Source organism: Alteromonas sp. HB246098 (assembly GCF_054890645.1).
Map to the genome: position 1 here is coordinate 103,102 of NZ_JBTZUG010000008.1, position 17,062 is coordinate 120,163.

General features: G+C 40.5%; 25 protein-coding genes and 3 tRNA genes. 18 read left to right on the plus strand and 10 right to left on the minus strand.

Features of this window, described 5'->3' with window-relative positions; genetic code table 11:
- The first annotated feature begins 19 nt into the window (after positions 1-19).
- Genes ACYTPF_RS16120 through ACYTPF_RS16130 form a run of 3 tightly spaced genes read left to right on the plus strand, consistent with a single transcriptional unit; the run spans position 20 to position 1,218 of the window.
- A complete protein-coding gene (locus ACYTPF_RS16120; RefSeq protein WP_461852922.1) occupies positions 20-496 on the plus strand; it encodes a PH domain-containing protein in 477 nt (158 codons plus the stop codon).
- 13 nt (positions 497-509) lie between these two features.
- Positions 510-953, plus strand: a complete 444-nt coding sequence (locus ACYTPF_RS16125; protein ID WP_461852923.1) for a hypothetical protein — start codon at positions 510-512, stop codon at positions 951-953.
- A 46-nt stretch (positions 954-999) separates the two neighbouring features.
- A complete protein-coding gene (locus tag ACYTPF_RS16130) occupies positions 1,000-1,218 on the plus strand; it encodes a hypothetical protein (protein WP_461852924.1) in 219 nt (72 codons plus the stop codon).
- Positions 1,219-1,881: 663 nt separating this feature from the next.
- Here ACYTPF_RS16130 and ACYTPF_RS16135 read toward each other — a convergent pair.
- A complete protein-coding gene (locus ACYTPF_RS16135) occupies positions 1,882-2,703 on the minus strand; it encodes a hypothetical protein (RefSeq protein WP_461852925.1) in 822 nt (273 codons plus the stop codon).
- 622 nt (positions 2,704-3,325) lie between these two features.
- On the opposite strand from ACYTPF_RS16135, the gene ACYTPF_RS16140 reads away from it, so the two are divergent.
- From ACYTPF_RS16140 to ACYTPF_RS16200, 13 genes are all read left to right on the plus strand, one after another.
- On the plus strand, positions 3,326-3,490 hold the full coding sequence (locus ACYTPF_RS16140) for a hypothetical protein (protein WP_461852926.1): 165 nt from the start codon (positions 3,326-3,328) through the stop codon (positions 3,488-3,490).
- A 248-nt stretch (positions 3,491-3,738) separates the two neighbouring features.
- Entirely contained in the window at positions 3,739-3,963 is a 225-nt protein-coding gene (locus ACYTPF_RS16145) for a hypothetical protein (protein WP_461852927.1), read from the plus strand.
- 2 nt (positions 3,964-3,965) lie between these two features.
- Entirely contained in the window at positions 3,966-4,097 is a 132-nt protein-coding gene (locus ACYTPF_RS16150) for a hypothetical protein (RefSeq protein ID WP_461852928.1), read from the plus strand.
- A gap of 122 nt (positions 4,098-4,219) precedes the next feature.
- Complete coding sequence (locus ACYTPF_RS16155; RefSeq protein WP_461852929.1) at positions 4,220-4,435, plus strand: hypothetical protein; 216 nt, start codon at positions 4,220-4,222, stop codon at positions 4,433-4,435.
- A gap of 28 nt (positions 4,436-4,463) precedes the next feature.
- On the plus strand, positions 4,464-4,781 hold the full coding sequence (locus ACYTPF_RS16160; protein ID WP_461852930.1) for a hypothetical protein: 318 nt from the start codon (positions 4,464-4,466) through the stop codon (positions 4,779-4,781).
- 96 nt (positions 4,782-4,877) lie between these two features.
- Positions 4,878-5,099, plus strand: a complete 222-nt coding sequence (locus tag ACYTPF_RS16165; RefSeq protein ID WP_461852931.1) for a hypothetical protein — start codon at positions 4,878-4,880, stop codon at positions 5,097-5,099.
- Positions 5,100-5,122: 23 nt separating this feature from the next.
- Complete coding sequence (locus tag ACYTPF_RS16170; protein WP_461852932.1) at positions 5,123-5,386, plus strand: hypothetical protein; 264 nt, start codon at positions 5,123-5,125, stop codon at positions 5,384-5,386.
- On the plus strand, positions 5,386-5,721 hold the full coding sequence (locus ACYTPF_RS16175) for a hypothetical protein (protein ID WP_461852933.1): 336 nt from the start codon (positions 5,386-5,388) through the stop codon (positions 5,719-5,721). Before ACYTPF_RS16170 ends, ACYTPF_RS16175 begins: the two co-directional genes overlap by 1 nt.
- A gap of 64 nt (positions 5,722-5,785) precedes the next feature.
- On the plus strand, positions 5,786-6,283 hold the full coding sequence (locus ACYTPF_RS16180) for a helix-turn-helix domain-containing protein (protein WP_461852934.1): 498 nt from the start codon (positions 5,786-5,788) through the stop codon (positions 6,281-6,283).
- Positions 6,267-6,563, plus strand: a complete 297-nt coding sequence (locus ACYTPF_RS16185; RefSeq protein ID WP_461852935.1) for a hypothetical protein — start codon at positions 6,267-6,269, stop codon at positions 6,561-6,563. The genes ACYTPF_RS16180 and ACYTPF_RS16185 overlap by 17 nt, the downstream gene beginning before the upstream one ends.
- The gene (gene thyX, locus ACYTPF_RS16190) at positions 6,560-7,273 is read left to right on the plus strand and encodes an FAD-dependent thymidylate synthase (RefSeq protein ID WP_461852936.1); all 714 of its coding nucleotides are present in this window, start codon (positions 6,560-6,562) and stop codon (positions 7,271-7,273) included. The genes ACYTPF_RS16185 and thyX overlap by 4 nt, the downstream gene beginning before the upstream one ends.
- Before the next feature lie 159 nt (positions 7,274-7,432).
- Positions 7,433-7,612 carry a hypothetical protein gene (locus ACYTPF_RS16195; protein WP_461852937.1) on the plus strand — a complete coding sequence of 60 codons (180 nt, stop codon included), beginning with the start codon at positions 7,433-7,435 and terminating at the stop codon, positions 7,610-7,612.
- 117 nt (positions 7,613-7,729) lie between these two features.
- Entirely contained in the window at positions 7,730-8,794 is a 1,065-nt protein-coding gene (locus ACYTPF_RS16200) for a putative periplasmic lipoprotein (RefSeq protein ID WP_461852938.1), read from the plus strand.
- A gap of 41 nt (positions 8,795-8,835) precedes the next feature.
- Here the strand turns inward: ACYTPF_RS16200 and ACYTPF_RS16205 are convergent, their stop codons facing one another.
- Positions 8,836-9,099: a hypothetical protein gene (locus tag ACYTPF_RS16205; RefSeq protein WP_461852939.1), complete on the minus strand. Its 264-nt coding sequence runs from the start codon at positions 9,097-9,099 to the stop codon at positions 8,836-8,838.
- 37 nt (positions 9,100-9,136) lie between these two features.
- On the opposite strand from ACYTPF_RS16205, the gene ACYTPF_RS16210 reads away from it, so the two are divergent.
- Both ACYTPF_RS16210 and ACYTPF_RS16215 read left to right on the plus strand, forming a co-directional pair.
- Positions 9,137-9,343, plus strand: a complete 207-nt coding sequence (locus ACYTPF_RS16210) for a hypothetical protein (protein ID WP_461852940.1) — start codon at positions 9,137-9,139, stop codon at positions 9,341-9,343.
- A complete protein-coding gene (locus ACYTPF_RS16215; RefSeq protein WP_461852941.1) occupies positions 9,327-10,577 on the plus strand; it encodes a tyrosine-type recombinase/integrase in 1,251 nt (416 codons plus the stop codon). Before ACYTPF_RS16210 ends, ACYTPF_RS16215 begins: the two co-directional genes overlap by 17 nt.
- 25 nt (positions 10,578-10,602) lie before the next feature.
- Here ACYTPF_RS16215 and ACYTPF_RS16220 read toward each other — a convergent pair.
- From ACYTPF_RS16220 to ACYTPF_RS16255, 8 genes are all read right to left on the minus strand, one after another.
- Positions 10,603-10,689, minus strand: a tRNA-Leu gene (locus tag ACYTPF_RS16220).
- 59 nt (positions 10,690-10,748) lie between these two features.
- A tRNA-Cys gene (locus ACYTPF_RS16225) sits at positions 10,749-10,822 on the minus strand.
- 41 nt (positions 10,823-10,863) lie between these two features.
- A tRNA-Gly gene (locus ACYTPF_RS16230) sits at positions 10,864-10,939 on the minus strand.
- Between the two features lie 169 nt (positions 10,940-11,108).
- Positions 11,109-11,681, minus strand: coding sequence for a CDP-diacylglycerol--glycerol-3-phosphate 3-phosphatidyltransferase (gene pgsA / locus ACYTPF_RS16235; RefSeq protein ID WP_179983518.1), 573 nt, complete (start codon positions 11,679-11,681; stop codon positions 11,109-11,111).
- 122 nt (positions 11,682-11,803) lie between these two features.
- The gene (gene uvrC / locus ACYTPF_RS16240; protein WP_461852942.1) at positions 11,804-13,621 is read right to left on the minus strand and encodes an excinuclease ABC subunit UvrC; all 1,818 of its coding nucleotides are present in this window, start codon (positions 13,619-13,621) and stop codon (positions 11,804-11,806) included.
- Positions 13,622-13,652: 31 nt separating this feature from the next.
- Positions 13,653-14,297, minus strand: a complete 645-nt coding sequence (gene uvrY / locus ACYTPF_RS16245) for a UvrY/SirA/GacA family response regulator transcription factor (RefSeq protein WP_269917018.1) — start codon at positions 14,295-14,297, stop codon at positions 13,653-13,655.
- Positions 14,298-14,477: 180 nt separating this feature from the next.
- The gene (locus ACYTPF_RS16250; protein WP_461852943.1) at positions 14,478-15,197 is read right to left on the minus strand and encodes a pirin family protein; all 720 of its coding nucleotides are present in this window, start codon (positions 15,195-15,197) and stop codon (positions 14,478-14,480) included.
- A gap of 223 nt (positions 15,198-15,420) precedes the next feature.
- Positions 15,421-16,830, minus strand: a complete 1,410-nt coding sequence (locus ACYTPF_RS16255) for an aminotransferase class I/II-fold pyridoxal phosphate-dependent enzyme (protein ID WP_461852944.1) — start codon at positions 16,828-16,830, stop codon at positions 15,421-15,423.
- Positions 16,831-17,062: the final 232 nt, after the last annotated feature.

Sequence of the window (17,062 nt, forward strand, 5' to 3'; positions counted from 1 at the left end):
TTCAACATGGAAGTAAAAAATGTCATTTATCTCTAATTCCCTCTCTAGCAATGAAGAAGTTTGTCACACTTTTGATTTTCATTGGTTGATTTGGTTACAACCAATTTCATTAGTGCTATTTTCACTTTTGATCGTGTCAATCGGCGCTGCTTCTGGAAGTGATTTATTACCGCTCGGTATTACCATGACAATTAGTGCTTTGATATACAGTACGTACCATTATTTTGATATAAAAAACTCAGAACGTGGAATAACGGACAGAAGAATAGTGTCGAAAGAAGGGATTTTTTCAACAAAAAGTAATGAGTTGAGATTAGTAGAAGTAGAATCTGTAAATCTTCACCAAAACATATTAGAGAAGCTTTCAGGTGCAGGTAAGTTGGTACTTTCCGGCACTGGGAATAAACTTTTATTCATTACTTTTCTTGAAGAACCGTTCGAATCCAAGCGTCAAATTGAAGAGTTAATTGAACAAGCTAAACGTTCAGAACAATAGAAAAAGGAATTTTATGTTTATCGAACATGATTATCTAGGAAAAGCAGCCAAAGCAAAGCATGACGCAAAAGCCGCAATAAAAGAAAAAAACTTTGATCTAGCATGGCGTAACTTCCACATACAAAAAGATTACTACTTAAAGCATGCTAAAAGATGCGGTTTTACATTAAAACAAACTCTAGCTCTTGATTCTTCGGTTCACGAAGACATGGCCAATGTTCTCAGAATAGAAGGCCGCCACCTACAAGCTTTCACTGACATACTGTACTGGGTTATTGCGCAGTCAGATCGTGCTAAAAAGCGTCATTACACTAAGCTGAAGGCTTATTTCAATCGTTGTAAATTCAAAAATGTTAGCTATAACGAAGTTGAGAAGTTCGCTCAATCGAAGTATGACAATCCTGACTTTTTTACCGCAAGCAATAAAGTACAAGAATGGAAAGAACTAGAGAAGTAATGCCTTTTCAATGAACATCAATAATCTTTAATTCAATGGAGTGACTATGAAATTTACCATATCGAACATAACACAGTTTCCAGATTCAGACTTTTTTTGGGTAACAGTTTCTATCAGAGAAACGGAAAAAGATGAGCTTGGTACTCAAAAGTCATGTGATGTGAAAGTATCGCTAAAAAGCAAAGACTATAAGCTTTCGGAGATAGAAACATTAGCGATTCAAAAAGCTAAAGACTTTTTGGTATCGGCCTCACAAAGTGAATAATCAGCTCAAGATATCGGTCCTATAACTAGCTAAAAAATTACGCTCTGATTCTTAACGGAGCGTTTTTTTATCCTCTCTAAAAAGCCGCACTAGTCAATCCTCAACTTCGTAAAATGTTCGGAAGGTGTTTTACAAGTGACTAGTGCGGTTATTTTAATTTGCTGCATAAGTGACACTGAGATTGTAAGCGTCTGGTAATCTTCTCGTTTAATTCATAAGCTAGCTACAGTGTAGTGTTCTCTTTGCTAAGGAGGGAGGTAACTAATAGCAAAGTAGCAGCTTCCCTAACACTTTTGAGCTGTCTTACTAAGAGAAGCTGAAGAGAAGTTGCATTTATTGTGGAATTAAAAAAAGCCTCTTTAATAACTAAAAAGAGGCTTATTGACATCTATCGTATAATATTTACTGATGAATTCATCTACGTTGAATAGCTAATATAAACGACACTAAAACACTTGCGACAACTCCTATAAGCAACCCGATAAGTAGCCATAAATGAGAGTGAATAAAGAGTAAATGATGTTTTTCTTCAACGAAATATACCTTACTATATTTGAATAAATTGATAGCTACACTAACGTGTATACAAAGCACTGTTACTGTTAATAATATAGGTACCAGCGTGGGAATTATATTAGGTGAATAAACTTCGGTCATAATTTTTTATCTTAAGCATCTTGGGACAATTAATTTACACTCGTATTCGCCGTCACTTTTTCTGGAGCAGGTAGTTTGGAATGAAAGTGCGCAGTGGGTATATGTAAGTTCTGTTGTGGTGCCAAAAACTAAGTTAACGTAGCTTTGGAAATTTTGACCTTCTTCGAATGATCCAAAAACGAAATTGCCGCCAAGACCGCTCTCTTGTGTAGGGATAACGTTACCATTACAGTCCATGACGCTCCCGTCTACAATGTCAAAAGTGTCAGCATGAGGATTTGCAACTACAGCAGCCGAACCTGCTCCTTCCCATGTCACACGGGTAGGTATCGTAACGACAGCCGCAGAGATAACACCCACACTTATTTCAGCATTAAATGCACTAACTAATCTATTCCAAGTATTTCGGAATGTTTGCATTGTTGGGCTTTGAAGAATCGCTCTAGAGTAGCCCTGACTTCTTAAATAAGACGTTGTGATATAAGCGTACATTTCGCTGGTATTCGTACAAACTTTAATATCATTCGTTGTAGAAGCGCTCTCTTTTGGGTGAGGGCTTTGAGACGATGAAAATACCTTGTTTTGGCTTGTACCACTTGAGACTGGCGAAACGTCTATAAAACTTTCAGAAACATCTTTACGCGCTCTTACAAACTCATTGAATGTCGAATCAATGTATGATGAAGGATTAAAAGAGCTGACCCAACGGCTTCCAAATTCTATGTCGTTAAAGAGATAATAGCCAGATACGGACTCATTTTCAAAGTCTACAAAGTAGAACGTCGAAATGTGCTCGATTGTCGATTGGCTAAAGGCCATATTTCGCATATCGTTTTGGCTACATCCGTTACACAGAAGAACTTTACTAGCCCCTGCGGTTGAATCAAACGAACAGAGCAAGAGTGATGCAAAAAAGCACTGCAAACATTCGATTAAAATTAATTATATTCATTGTTGTATTTCCTTTTTATTTATGGGTTAAACTTCCTTGCTATATAAGCAATATCGCAACTATACCGCCTTGTCAACCACTTTCTTTTCACGAAGAGTCTTTCACTAAGATTAACTAAGACACTGGCCAGTTAACGCGACCCTTTTCTTCGTGTAATCGTGAATTACATTTCAATAGCGTCTGACGAATAGCTGACTGATACAAAAAAGCTGGATTTTAGGCCGAATCGGTACGGGAGCAAGATAAAGTGCATTGCTCTACAGCCTCACCGAAACCGTTAGACCTGATGATCTTAATGCGTTCGAGTATGTGATGACTTGTTTTCATGAACTTAGTTAGCTCGGCGTCGATGTCGAGCGACTAAGACTATGCCAGATTGTTACCTGCTAGGTAGTATTGCTAGACGGATACCGTAATTCCTCTTCTAAGTGTAGGCGCACTGTGGGTTCAATTCCCGATGCAGCGCACTATTCAAGTTAATAAAAAAGAGATTTACGCATGGGTTTTATGGATTACGTTTATATTGCCCTTGCCGTTGTAGCGTGTTTAGTTGCTCTACCTTGGGTAATAGGTTTAGTCATGTTTATCGTAGGCATCATCTTAAATATCTTTATGTCAATTGGTGAAGCCTTTCGAGGAAACGATACGAATAAACCTCACTAACCACAGAACACCTCATAGTAGTGCCAGTCAGGTAACGAACTGACTTAAATAAATCGTCCAGCCGAGTTTTCTCCGTAACTCAAGGCACAGCTGGCTAAAACTCTCCTAGAGCGTTTTAGGGATATGTCTACAACCATTCTGTTTAACCAAAATTATATTGTTTGTCACAAAAACCAGACATATCCACTAAAGCGCTTTATGTGCTTTTCACCATGATAATCAAACCCTTAAATAAAGAGACATTAAATATGCAGTATGTACTTAAGAATAAAGAAGGCTTGTTCGGAATTGGTAAAGCTCTACCGACACTAGTTGGTGAAGTAACCCGAATTCATGAACTGACTGATGAACTTCAAGAAGCCACTGTATTTGAAAGTGAAGAATTTCTTGAGTTCGCTAAATCAAAAGGCTTTCTTCCTATCGAAGTTCGTCAAGTAACTGTAACTGAAATCGCTAAACAAGAAGCAGCGTAAACATGCAACAGCCACATGAAGTATTCCGCTTCAATCGTGTGTTTGTGGCCGTGTGGATGGCGTTAGAAGAACGAAAACTCTACGGATACAAACCGAAGCGAAGAAGACGTAAACGTGCAACCACTAAAAAGTAAGCTATGAGTTCATTAGCAACACCCCTACCCTTGGTTCTTAAACCAGGTCTTAAACTTGTTCCTCTTTATACAGGTCGAGTTGTAACGCCATTATCACAGAAGCAACCGAAGGTTATTACACCGTGGTTACTGACTTTGGTAATGAACTAAAACTTACTGAGAAAGAGATACGTGGCATGTTTGAGGCCACGTATACACAATTTGAATATGAAGTAATCTACGAACAAGTTATGGGTGAACCAATAGACGTTCACCGAGAACTAGTTGAACGGTTTGAACGTCAACTAGAACTCATTTCCAATCAACTTAACAAACTTAAAAAGCCTACCGCAGCGTAGGCTTTTTCATTTTTACGGAGAAATAACTATGAGTACCAAGATTTCTGTAAAAGCCCGAAAAGAAATGCTAAAGGCCGCATTGAATGACAAGTTCAAAAGCCAAGTAGACAGGCTACAAGGGCGCATTAAAGAGCGTATTCAGAACGAACTACGAAAACTGCCTGAAACCAATTTGGCTCAAGACTTAGTAAAAGAAACCCAAAAGCGAATAGCTAAAGATGGGATTACTAAAATAGGCGATCAGGCACATGTTACTGAACACAGTTTCCTTCGTTTAACGTCCAATGTACGCATTGAACGAAACGATGTGCCACAGAGAGCATCACAATGCTTTATCGCACCATGAGATGAAACGCTGTTTGAACTTTCATTTTCTGCATCGTTAGATTTTTACATTCCTAAAACTGAATTTTACGGAACACCAAACTACCCAGTTTCGATAGTGAGCGATTTGATTGAAGAAGCAAAAGTATTGTTCTATGAAATCATTAACTTAGCAGACGTTATGTGGGCTGTTTTGTGCGCTGTATCAACGTACAAGAAGCTAAGTGAGTTCACTCCAGTATTTGAATCTTATTACCCAAAAACAAGCGCTACAACAACGCTGATGCCTTCTGATGCGCTTCTTCGAGTTAATAACCTAATCACTAAGAAAGCAGCTTAGGCTGCTTTCATAAAGGAACACACATGCAAGATTTTCCATTTGAATGTCTAACAGTAAAAGAGTTACGTGAAGTTTTAGAAAGCTTTGACGATGATTTACCTGTTGTTTCAAACGTTAGCTTTGGAGACAGATGCGGTACACAACAAGCCATTATGGTTGATGAAATTGATTATGTGGCCCTAACTCCAAGTTCGTATTCTGAATCTGGATACAAAGTTATCGATACGGTGGACGAAGATGAGGATGACATTCGTGCTGTATCACTAAACTTCGGAGCTGTAGGTTAATGAGTAAATCTATTCGCACTCCAGTAATCATTGGCTTTGCGGGTAAGAAAGGTTCAGGTAAAAACTTTGCTGCAAGTATTGTTAATCAGCTTGCGATAGAAGAAGGTTTTACCATTGAAGAAATAGCATTTGCTGATCCAATTGACCGTTCATCTCATTTTCAAGAAGAGATGTTACAGCACCAAATCAATAACATTAGAACAAAACAACGTGAACTGAACCCAACGGGTAAGTGTTATTACTGCCTAGAGGAAGTTGAGCATCCTCGTTTGTTTTGTGACGAATTTTGTAGTGAAGACTACGAAAAACTGAAACGCGCTCAGAATATGCGCTAACCCCTTCTCCGTTTTGTGGAGCAGGGTTACTTCTGTTCCACACATATCCTCAAACATACCCACTATGAACAGAATTGACCCTCTCCCTTATTTACGTAAACCCCCTTTTGATAGCGACAAACCAGAAGTAGAAAAACTTATTTACGATGGTAAGTCAGACGCTGAAATCGCTCATATCTTCAATGTAACCAAAGACACTATATGGAGTCGCAGGAAACGTTGGAATTTGCCTAGTGGCAGCGAAATCAGAGAAGCCCAAATTAAAGATGGACTAACCCAAATGTGGATTGAATGTTACACACCACAAGAAATGGCAGAAGTCCTTGGTATCAACGAACAAACCGTTTATGCGAAGTTAAATGAGTATCGCATCCGCGATATTCCTCGAATGGGTATCAACGCACCAGTTGTTCCCTTTGCTTCCCTTAAACAAGGGATAACACCAGAACAAGAAGACGAGGTTTGGGTAATAAGCCATAACCGAGTACCCAAATGGGCTCTTGTTCCTATCGATCAATACAAAGACTTGATAGAAGGTGTGTACGATGACCTTAGAAGTTAAGCACGTTAGTTACGAAGTACAGCCTCAAGTTGAGGTATGGAGAACTAGCCGACATACCTTCAACGTCATGTACCCCACTCACGATACAGCGGTAATCATGGGCCTAAGAGGTACGTTCAATCGAGAAGACTATCTTGGTTTGAACAATATCTTTTATGAAAAAGGCATTCGTAAAATCATTTTTGAGCGTGATGTGAATGGAAAGCTGGTTCAAAAAGAGCGCTCCGTCAACACACCTTATCCTTTTGTTATTGCTAACACCTTTGAGAGAAAAGAATGAAAGCACAATACATTGATCACATGGGCGATGATCTTGCAGTTGTTAATGCAGCCCGTGTTAGTTTTGATAAAACGTCTACCTATGTTTACTTAGACGAAGATGGTAATGAGGTTGAAGAAGAACTGCCTAATGGCTTCTCTAAAAGCTTCTTTGATACGCCTAAAGTGCTACGGGAAAAAGATGTTCGCCTGATTAAATACCTGGCAAAACATGATCACTGGACTCCCTTCGCTCATACAGCAATTAAATTGCGTATGGGTGCGCCTGTACCCATTCGTACACAGTGTTTTAAGCACAAGATAGGAATGGTTGAAAACGAAGAATCCAGACGTTATATAAGCTCTGAGCCAGAGATTTATGTACCTCTGTTCCGTAAAGCAGCTGACAACAAAAAACAAGGTTCAGCCGAACCGTTTGTTGGTGATGAACAGTATAATCTGCAACAAGCATACGAGAAGTTTACCAGTGATGGAGTAGACTTTTATAAGTCGCTTTTGGCGCGTGGTGTATGTGAAGAACAAGCTAGATTTGCTCTACCACAAGGTGCTGTTGTGAACTGGATTTGGACTGGAAATTTGGTATCATTTGCCAACTTCTATAAGAAGCGTTCAGCATCGGACGCACAAGGCGAGATTCAACTACTTGCTAAAGAAGTAGACCGAATCATTGCCCCTCTCTTTCCGCATAGCTGGAAAGCACTTACTGAATAAAATGACCCTCATAGTTGGAAGGCTTAGCCTTCTACTATAAATGGCGATGACACTAGCCATGTGACTAACCACCACGAAGCCGTAAGGCGTGTCACTGCCTTTAAATTTTCATCCCAAAAGCCACCTTTATAAGTGGCTTTTTTCGTATATGGATTTTATATGGTCACACATTTAAAGCTGTCAGATTTAGGTATAAAGCAAAGCGGTGACAGCTGCTTAATAGAGTTGCCTAATGGCGCTTACATCGATATAGAGCAACAAGACGAATCACTCTACATAGATGAAAGAGAAATCAAAGAAGGTGATTCTTTAGACTGTATTGTCGTCAGATTGGTTTAAAGGAAGTTAAAACAACAGCCCTAAATATGGCGATTTAGTCTTAAAAACACGATAACATTAGAATTCTTCTTATACTTAAGTATATGAGAAGCTTTTAACTAACATGGAAAGGACTTTATGAAAAAGATTCTTATAGTTTCAGCCTTAGCTGTAGCGCTTGCTGGTTGCGGCTCTACTCCGGCGACCTCTACTAGTTCACCTGTGACAAATAAGCCAGTTACTAAAACTGTAGACAAGAAAGAGTTTGTCTATGACCCTCAAGGTCGTGAAGAGTTTGTTTTTGACGAAATAAGCGAAAAATTACAACAATACCATTATCGTGATGTGTGTTACAAAATGCCCAAGAGGTCAGTGTCTACAGAGTGCCTTTTGAATAAGTTAGATTACGATAAATACGTTGGCAAAAAAGGCTATTACACAGACCGAGAACCATTTAAAGACTTATCTAAAAACGTTGTACGAGAAGCGGTCCTAGAAACAGGTGAGACTGTTTATCTCGTTTCTTCTGAAAAATATAAGCACGTTGGCGGCTACTTCATGTCGAAAGATAAACATGATGAGATCGCAAATTTCAAACCAGAACCTATCATTGACGGGGCATCAGTCATGATTACTGGTTATAGTGAATTACAGCGTGACAATTTAACGGTGAGTAGTCAAAAAGATCATAGTTACTCAACGGATGAAATAAAAACTATCCGAAAAATCGCAAATCAATTCCCAAAGAATAAAGTTGCGATTGCAGAGTTACTTACGACCTTAAAAGTCGATTTTGACTCCTTTTCAGGCAGAACAAGAATATCAGGTATGCCGTACAACAATCGCGGTTCATATCTTTCAGTCAATATAGTTGTCGAAGATGGTAAAGCTTATCCTTTCATGAAAGCTTTTTATAAAGCTGATGACTGGCTATTTGTTAAGAGCTTTACAACCTCTGCTGATGGAGACAAGTGGACAAGCGGTAAAGTAGATTTCGAGCGAGATCATTCATCTGGGACAATATGGGAGTGGTCTGTAGAGTCACTAGACAATGAAAGTACCGAAATGTCAGAGAAAATGGCATTTGCTGATTCAGCAATAATTAGGTATCACGGTAGTAAGTATTATGATGACCATACCTTAACTGATAAGCAAAAATCTGAATTAAAACGTCTTGTTGAATTAGTTAAGTTAATGAAGTAATTCACAAACAAACACCGCCTTATTAGGCGGTGTTTTTGTATTTATTCCGATACTTCCTTGTTAAACCCTTCATGTGTATAAAGCCACATTTGGTAAATTGCTTTAGGTAACATTGTAAGAATAAACACTCCTATTAGCGGTACACCTATCCAAGCTGCTGCGTATTCACTCTCTAAAATCTTATCGAGTGTTCCTTCTAACGAAAGAACTATATGTAGCCCGATGTACCAGCACATACCTAATAGACCAATAATCCATGTGAAGATAACAGATAACCGTCTGTATCCTTCTTTTTTATTACTCATGTATAACCCTCAACATAAATAACAGGAGCGTAATTTTATGCAACCTACATACATTCGTCTAGGCTGGGTTAAGCCTATTGTTATTGAAAATTTAAAAGGCATTACCGTTGGCGCATTAGATAAACGAAAGATTCGCGGCAAGCTAATCGAAGGTATTCACTGGAAAAAAGTGCATGGTACAGTTATGTATCACTACGAGCGAATTGACCAGTTGTTTGAGGATATTGATGAGTCAGCTGCATGATTTAGTAAAAGAAGTTAAAGGGGTTTCTATTCATGGGAACTCCTTTCGTATTCAGTTTCACTACAAAGGCGTTAAGTGCCGCGAAACGATCAAAAACATTAAACTTACTAAAGCCAATCTAGAATACGTAAAGCGTTTACGTGAAGGCATCTTAGTAGAGATAAGCAAAGGTACGTTTGACTACCGAAAACAATTTCCTGGTTCTAAAAGAGCAGATTTGTTTTCACCGGTACAACATATACCGACAGTGGATGAAGCATTAGATACTTGGCTTGCTATGATAAAGCCAACCGTTACGCCTAAGACATTTAGTAACTATAACAGTAGTGCGGAAAACTACATTCGTCCTAAGTTTGGTTCAAGGACACTTGATTCACTCTTACAGTCTGAAATCAAAACATGGCGTGTTCGTGATTTAGGCCATCTAACTAACAAAACTATCAATGACATTCTTACACCGCTTAGAGGTGTATATAAGGATGCAATGGCAGATAGGGTTGTTGACTTCAATCCACTAGACCATGTGAAGAACTTAGAGCGCGATTCAGAAGACAATGCTGATCCGTTCTCAATGTCAGAGCTTCAAATTATTACTAAAGCAGAAACCAATCGAGTATCAGAACGTAATGCGTTCGTCTTTGCTTGTTGGTCTGGTTTACGTATTTCTGAGTGGTTGTCCCTCGCTTGGGAAGATATTGATTTCCAGAAACAAGAACTGAAAGTAAAACGAAGTGTTGTACGCGGTCATTATAAAGTACCCAAAACCAAAGGTAGTGTGAGAACTGTTCACCTACTCGACCAAGCATGGGAGGTATTACAAAAACAAAAAGAACTCACTTTTATGCAGCGACCAGTAACTGTTGAAGTTACCCAAGCTGATAATAGAAAGAAGAAGAAAGAAAAACTCACTTTTATATTTACGGATACGTTCACACAAGAACCGTATATAAATAGTGCAAGGGTATCAGAACGATTCTTTGAGTCATTTCTCAAAAAGATAGGTATTCGTTATCGAGGACCAAATCAAGCTCGCCATACTTTCGCTAGTCAACTTTTAACTAAGGGAGTTGCCGAAAGATGGATCATGAGAGAAATGGGTCATACTTCGATCCAAATGTTTGAAAAACATTATGGTCGATGGATGGATTCTGAGATGCCTGATATGGCTAAGACGGTATCGCAAATGTTCCAAAAAGACCCAACAGCGACCCATGAAAATTTAAAAGTCATGTAAGTTGTTGATTTATAAGGAAAAATAGTGGTGCCCGGGGCCGGACTTGAACCGGCACGCTGTTACCAGCGAGGGATTTTAAATCCCTTGTGTCTACCAATTTCACCACCCGGGCATCGGGTTGCTTTTCAGCAAAGGTGTCAGGCGTAGAACCTGATGCTGCGTTGCAGCGTTTGGAGGCGGAACCCGGAGTCGAACCGAGATAGACGGATTTGCAATCCGCTGCATAGCCATTCTGCCATTCCGCCAGATGCGTCTGGCGCGTGATTAAAACTTATCTCTGAGAGATTGGAGCGGGAAACGAGATTCGAACTCGCGACCCCGACCTTGGCAAGGTCGTGCTCTACCAACTGAGCTATTCCCGCATGTCTTAATCGACCATTTCGTTTGGTTGATGTCCTCTCGAAATGTGGGGTGCATTCTACCTACCCATTCAAAACTGTCAACACAAAAAAGCGTTTAAATTGAGATAAATGCGGTTTTTTATGATCGTTTGCTATTTTTTTATTCACTTTGATTAAACCGCGATCAATTCTACTTTGCTGCGCCACTTCGAAGGTGTGGCCACGCCGCTTTTGTATAAACAAACATTGACCAAATTGACAGCACTGCAGAGAAATATAAAAGGATATAACCTAAAGAAACCCAATAAATTGTTACGCCCATAAAAGTTTCTAACCCTGAAAGTAATCCAATTAAGGCTAACATTTGAGCAGTTGTTTTAGCTTTACCTATAAAAGACACTTTAACAGCGTCTCTTACGCCGTTTGACCCCATCCATTCTCGTAGTGCCGATACATAAATTTCACGCACTAAAAGCGCAATGGATGGCAAAGTTATCCAAAGGTTTGCATAACTATGTGTGATCATAAGAAGCGCGGCACCAACGATAAGTTTATCTGCTACTGGGTCTAAGAAGGCGCCAAAGGGTGTAGATTGCTGAAGTTTTCTAGCTAAATAACCATCAAACCAGTCGGTAATGGCTGCCAGCCAAAAGATAAAGGCCCCTGCCTCGTGCGCCCAGCGCCAATCAAGAAAATAAACAACCACAAAAACAGGTATAAGGATTACTCGAAATAAAGTAATACAGTTTGGAACAGTCCACATAAAAATTACATCTCGGTGTTATGCCTCTATGGGCGTTTTAGCGCAGTAGCTTTTAACTCAGCTTCTTGCATTTTCACAACACATTACCTTAATTTGCAATGTATTGCTTGTTACTCAGTCATTTATTGATGAAGGTGGTCGTAAATAGTGTCCGCCAGTTCTGGGCTTATGCCTGGTACACTTGCTATTTCATCTTTACTGGCCTTTTTAAGACCTTGTAAGCCGCCCATAAACTTCAACAACGTTTGTCTGCGCTTAGCGCCTATACCAGGAATACTTTCAAGGCTTGAGGTCGTTTTCACTTTCTGACGGCGGTTGCGGTGCCCAGTGATAGCAAATCGGTGTGATTCATCGCGAATATGCTGAATAAGGTGAAGCCCAGGCGAATGGCTATCCATTGGAAGCACTTGATGACTGCCTGCCAAAATCAGGGTTTCTAAGCCGGGCTTACGGGTAGTGCCCTTTGCTACACCTAAAAGCATGGGCTTTTTATCATGAGGCCAGTCTTCAAAGAACGCCTCAGCTTGGGCAAGCTGACCTTTACCACCATCTATTAATAGAAGGTCCGGAATTTTCTGCACTTCTTTAACGGACTTATAGCGACGCTTTAATGCTTGCGCCATAGCCGCATAATCATCTCCAGGTGTGATGCCTTCAATGTTGTAGCGACGGTAGTCACTTTTATGTGGCCCTTCTCGATTGAATACCACGCAGGACGCCACTGTTTGTTGACCAGAAGTGTGAGAAATATCAAAACATTCCATGCGCTGAATAGGGGTATCCACTTCAAGGGCCGCTTCTAAGTCTAAATAACGGGCAAACACAGACTTTTGTTGGCTATATTGAGCATCTAACGCGGTTTGTGCATTTGATTGGGCAAGCTGAAGATACTTACGCTTCTCTTCCCTCGCCCCTTTGAAGAAATGCACCTTGTGCCCTGCTTCACTGGCAAGTACATCTGCAATAGCATCTTCATCACTAAGTGTGTTGCTTAACACGATTTGTTTAGGAATGACTTTGTTGCCAGCTAAATAAAATTGTAGGAAGAAAGATTCGAAAACTTCTTGCTCGTCTGCTGTATTGGGTACTTTAGGGAAATACGCTTTACTGCCTAATAACTGCCCTTCGCGAATAAACATAACCTGGATACAGGCCATGTTGCCTTTGAACGCGAAGCCAAACACATCCATTTCGTCTTGGGTACCGGCAACCCATTGTCGCTCTTGTACTTTTCTTAATGCGTTTATCTGATCGCGATAACGCGCCGCGGCCTCAAAGTTTAATGCTTCGCTCGCTTTTTCCATTTTGTCCACCAGCCCACCAATGACTTGCTGGTTTTTACCTTTTAAGAATAAGCGAGCAAAATTGACCTGTTCTTTATATTCCTCATCGCTCACATAGCCTTCAACGCAAGGCGCGCTGCATCGCTGCATCTGATACTGAAGGCAAGGTCTGCTGCGCGCACGGTAATAGCTGTCTTCGCATTGACGTACAGGAAAAATACGCTGCATAGAGCGTAAGCTTTCTCGCACTGACCATGCACTCGGGTATGGCCCGAAATATTCGCCCTTTTTCTTTTGAGGGCCGCGATGGAAAGAAAGCCGAGGATGTTCGTGATCTGATAAAAAGATAAAAGGGTAAGATTTGTCGTCACGCATTACCACGTTGTAACGTGGCTTATACTTCTTAATGAAGTTGTTCTCTAGTAGAAACGCTTCGGTCTCACTATTTACAACGGTGACATCCATGTTCGCAATCTGGCCAACTAGCGAACGAGTTTTAGCGTTATCAAGGTTAGTACGAAAGTAACTTGATACTCGCTTTTTAAGGTTTTTGGCTTTTCCTACGTAAATAACCTCTTCCTGGCTGTTATACATACGGTACACACCAGGTTGAGAGGTTAAATTCTTAAGAAATGCTGCTGAATCAAATGCAGACATAATCACTTTGACGTTATGCGTCTAGTGACGCTTAAAAGGTATTAGGACTGATTAGCTTATGACGGTAGGCTAAGTGTGTTAACTCTACGTCAGACGTCACGCCTAATTTTTGGAACATACGATAACGGTAGGTATTAACCGTTTTTGAATTGATGCTAAGTTCTCGAGCAATATCTGGCACTTTATGACCTTCGGTTAATCTCATGGCTATTGTAAGTTCTCTACTCGATAGCTCATCAAATGGATTATCCGAACTTGGCAATAACTTACTTATCGCAATGCTATTGGCCATTTCATTGTCGAGATACATTTGCCCCGCCGCTACTTTATGAATGGCAAGAATGACCTCATCTGGCTTTGCGTCTTTGGTAAGAAATCCAAACGCCCCCGCTTCCATTACCTGCATAGGTATTGGGCTTTCTTTGTGCATTGAAACACATATCACCCGCGTATTTTCTGACATGCGAACAATTCTCTTTGTCGCCTCGAGTCCGCCAATACCGGGCATGTTCACGTCCATGAGTACCACATCTGGCGCATTTTTTCGGCACATTTGTACCGCATCTTCACCGTTACTCGCTTCATCGATAACAGTAAAATCTTCTACGTCTTCCAGAATTCGGCGTATCCCTCTTCTGACCAAATCGTGGTCATCTGCTAGGATTATTTTTATCACTCTAGTATCTCACTGACTTCAGTTTTCTAAACAACTAGGTTAAAGACTGTCAATATTCGTTAATGATAACTATTAACAGCCTAAAACCTTATCATAGCCATCATACCACGAGATAAAGATTCTTGAAGTAGAGATACACAAATTGAAACTAAATTATTGATCTAGATTACCTTTAGCCAATTAAATTGGTAAATCAAACCAAAGGGCAATTAAATCTTGAGAGGCAGTGAGCGTAATACTATCGTCCTCATAGATCCCAACAGCATCGCCAGATTCCAGTTCAACTATTTGACGTGCACTTTTCGCCGAAGCTTTTGCCCCACCTGAAATGATATGAAGATACCCTTTTTGCCCTTCAGCATTTCGTTGCCAAACTTCTTGAGCCTTCAAGGTCAAGCGACTTATTGACGCATTCTGTTTAATTTTCAACGAACCATCTTTGCCGTCACCACTTACGAGCAACTCCAGCTTTTCATTACCACCCGCATTACTACCGAAGGTTTTCTGGGTATAACCTGGGGCCCCACCTTTTTCATTTGGCACAATCCAAATTTGAAGAAAGTTCACAGGTTCTTCACTAGAGGGATTAAACTCTGAGTGCATAATACCGTGACCCGCACTCATCACTTGTATATCACCCGCAGGTACCACGTACTCATTGCCCGTGTTGTCTTCGTGTTTCAAAGCACCGCTCACTACATATGAAATTATTTCCATATCTCTATGGCCGTGAGTCTCAAAGCCTCTACCTGCTTGAACAATGTCATCATTAATCACCCTTAACGCTGAAAAGCCCATGTGCTTAGCATCATAATAGTGCCCAAATGAAAAACTGTGTCGGCTTTCTAGCCAGCCAAAATTAACTTTTCCTCTTTCGTTCGCTTTTCGCAAGTACATCATTTTGATTCCTTAAACCTTTCTGCTCTTACAACACCTTTTAACTTTCCACATGCCACGTAGGAGCTTCTATATTGATTGATTTGATTCACAATACAGTTAGTTTAATTCTTTTTAGTAGGAATAAAATGCGGAATTATAGAGTTGGTTATTCTACTATTTAGAATGTAAAAAGATCGATTAGAAACTTATTGGCGTGTAATTCAAGTTAAGCAGTAACTAAGAGTTACAACGTAAAGCACAAACGCTGCAGTGCGGTTTCGATAACCGCGGGATGACAGGCCAAATTAAGCCTTATATAATTTGGCGCGCCGAAGGGGGCTCCGTCGTTACCTACTACGCCCCGCTCTATACACTGTTCCACACTTGCAACAGGTGAATAACGAAGAAACTGTTCAGTCTCCTTTCCCATTGAATCTTTTGCCGTTTCCATAGAAACCATTGGTTGTGAGATCTTCAATGGAAATGAGGCGAGATCTAGCCAGAGGAAGTAGCCAGCGCTTCCCATGGTATAGCTTACATTGATGCCGTAGTGCTTGAAAAAGCGCACAACTAGCTTTCTATTAAAGGCTAACGCACTTTTAACCGTATCCAACCAGTTGCTGCCATTCTCGTAGGCGGCAATAAGAGCAACTTTGCCCAAATTGCTTGCGTTAAGGTGCCGGGCACTAATTGCTTGTGAAAATTTATCACGGGTTCTTTGATCTTTAATAACTGCGTACGAAGCACCGGGAACACTGGCTAGGTTGAAGGCCTTAGAAGCACTATTAAGGTGGATAATTCGCGGTGTGTGACCGATATTTTTATCTATCGGTTTATCTTGCTCACTTTTTTCAGCTTCGTTCAAACCTGCGCTATCAAGTTCACAGCCAAAGATAGGGATAAGGGTCGGCTCGTTATGTGAGTTAAAGGCAAATTCACTGAGTACTTCATCAGTGATCAACAAAATATTGTGATAAGCGCAAAAATCCACGATTTTACGTTGTGCTGAAGCGCTTAATACTGTGCCAGTAGGGTTGTTGGGGTGACAGATAACAAATGCAACTGCAGATTTGTCTAAAGCGTCAAGGTCTATGTCGTTAAACGAATCATCGATACTTTGCTCATTACTAGTGTGTGACCAAGCTACATCAGTATATTTCTCTTCATTGGTAAAGTCCGGCTGCCCTACTGGTATGTATATTGGTTCTAAATCATTGTTTTTCACCGTTTCGACTATGGGCGAATAGGTCGGTGTTAACACCATCACCTTCTGTCTGGCTTTACAAAATGTTCGAAGCGCTACGTCTATTGCGCCAATAACACTGGCCACATCAACTACATCACTGCTCTTTACCTCAAAACGGCTGTATTTCGGTGAACTGCGTTCAAAACGTTTAGCCACAGCCTCACCAATATCAAGAGACTGATACCCATATGTTGAGCGAAGGTTTTTTGTAACTGCACTTAGAATATAATCGCATGGTGGTACATCCATATCGGCTATCCACATAGCAATAGGCTCTTGCTGAGAATCTATGACCGATGTTTGCTGAGCCACCGTGCTATAAAAGCGAGGCAATATTGCTGAATACTTTAGCCGAGTTTGGTCGAGTTTCAGGTGAGCGGGAGCCTGCCACACATCTTTGTGAGGCATAAACTCGTGCTCAAATGCGCTGAACACTGGGAGTTGATTTTGCCCTTCGTTCACCCTCGACTTACTCACTACTTACTATTCTGGCAGTATTTTGCCCTTTTGCCTGCTCTGCTAATTTTGTGCTTTTGAGTTTCCCTGTTGACTCGAGCTAAGGGCTTCTTGGCACTGTAATAAGCATAACGCGTTCTCAGTTATTATTTGTATAGGTGCTAATTTAAACAACATGCCACCT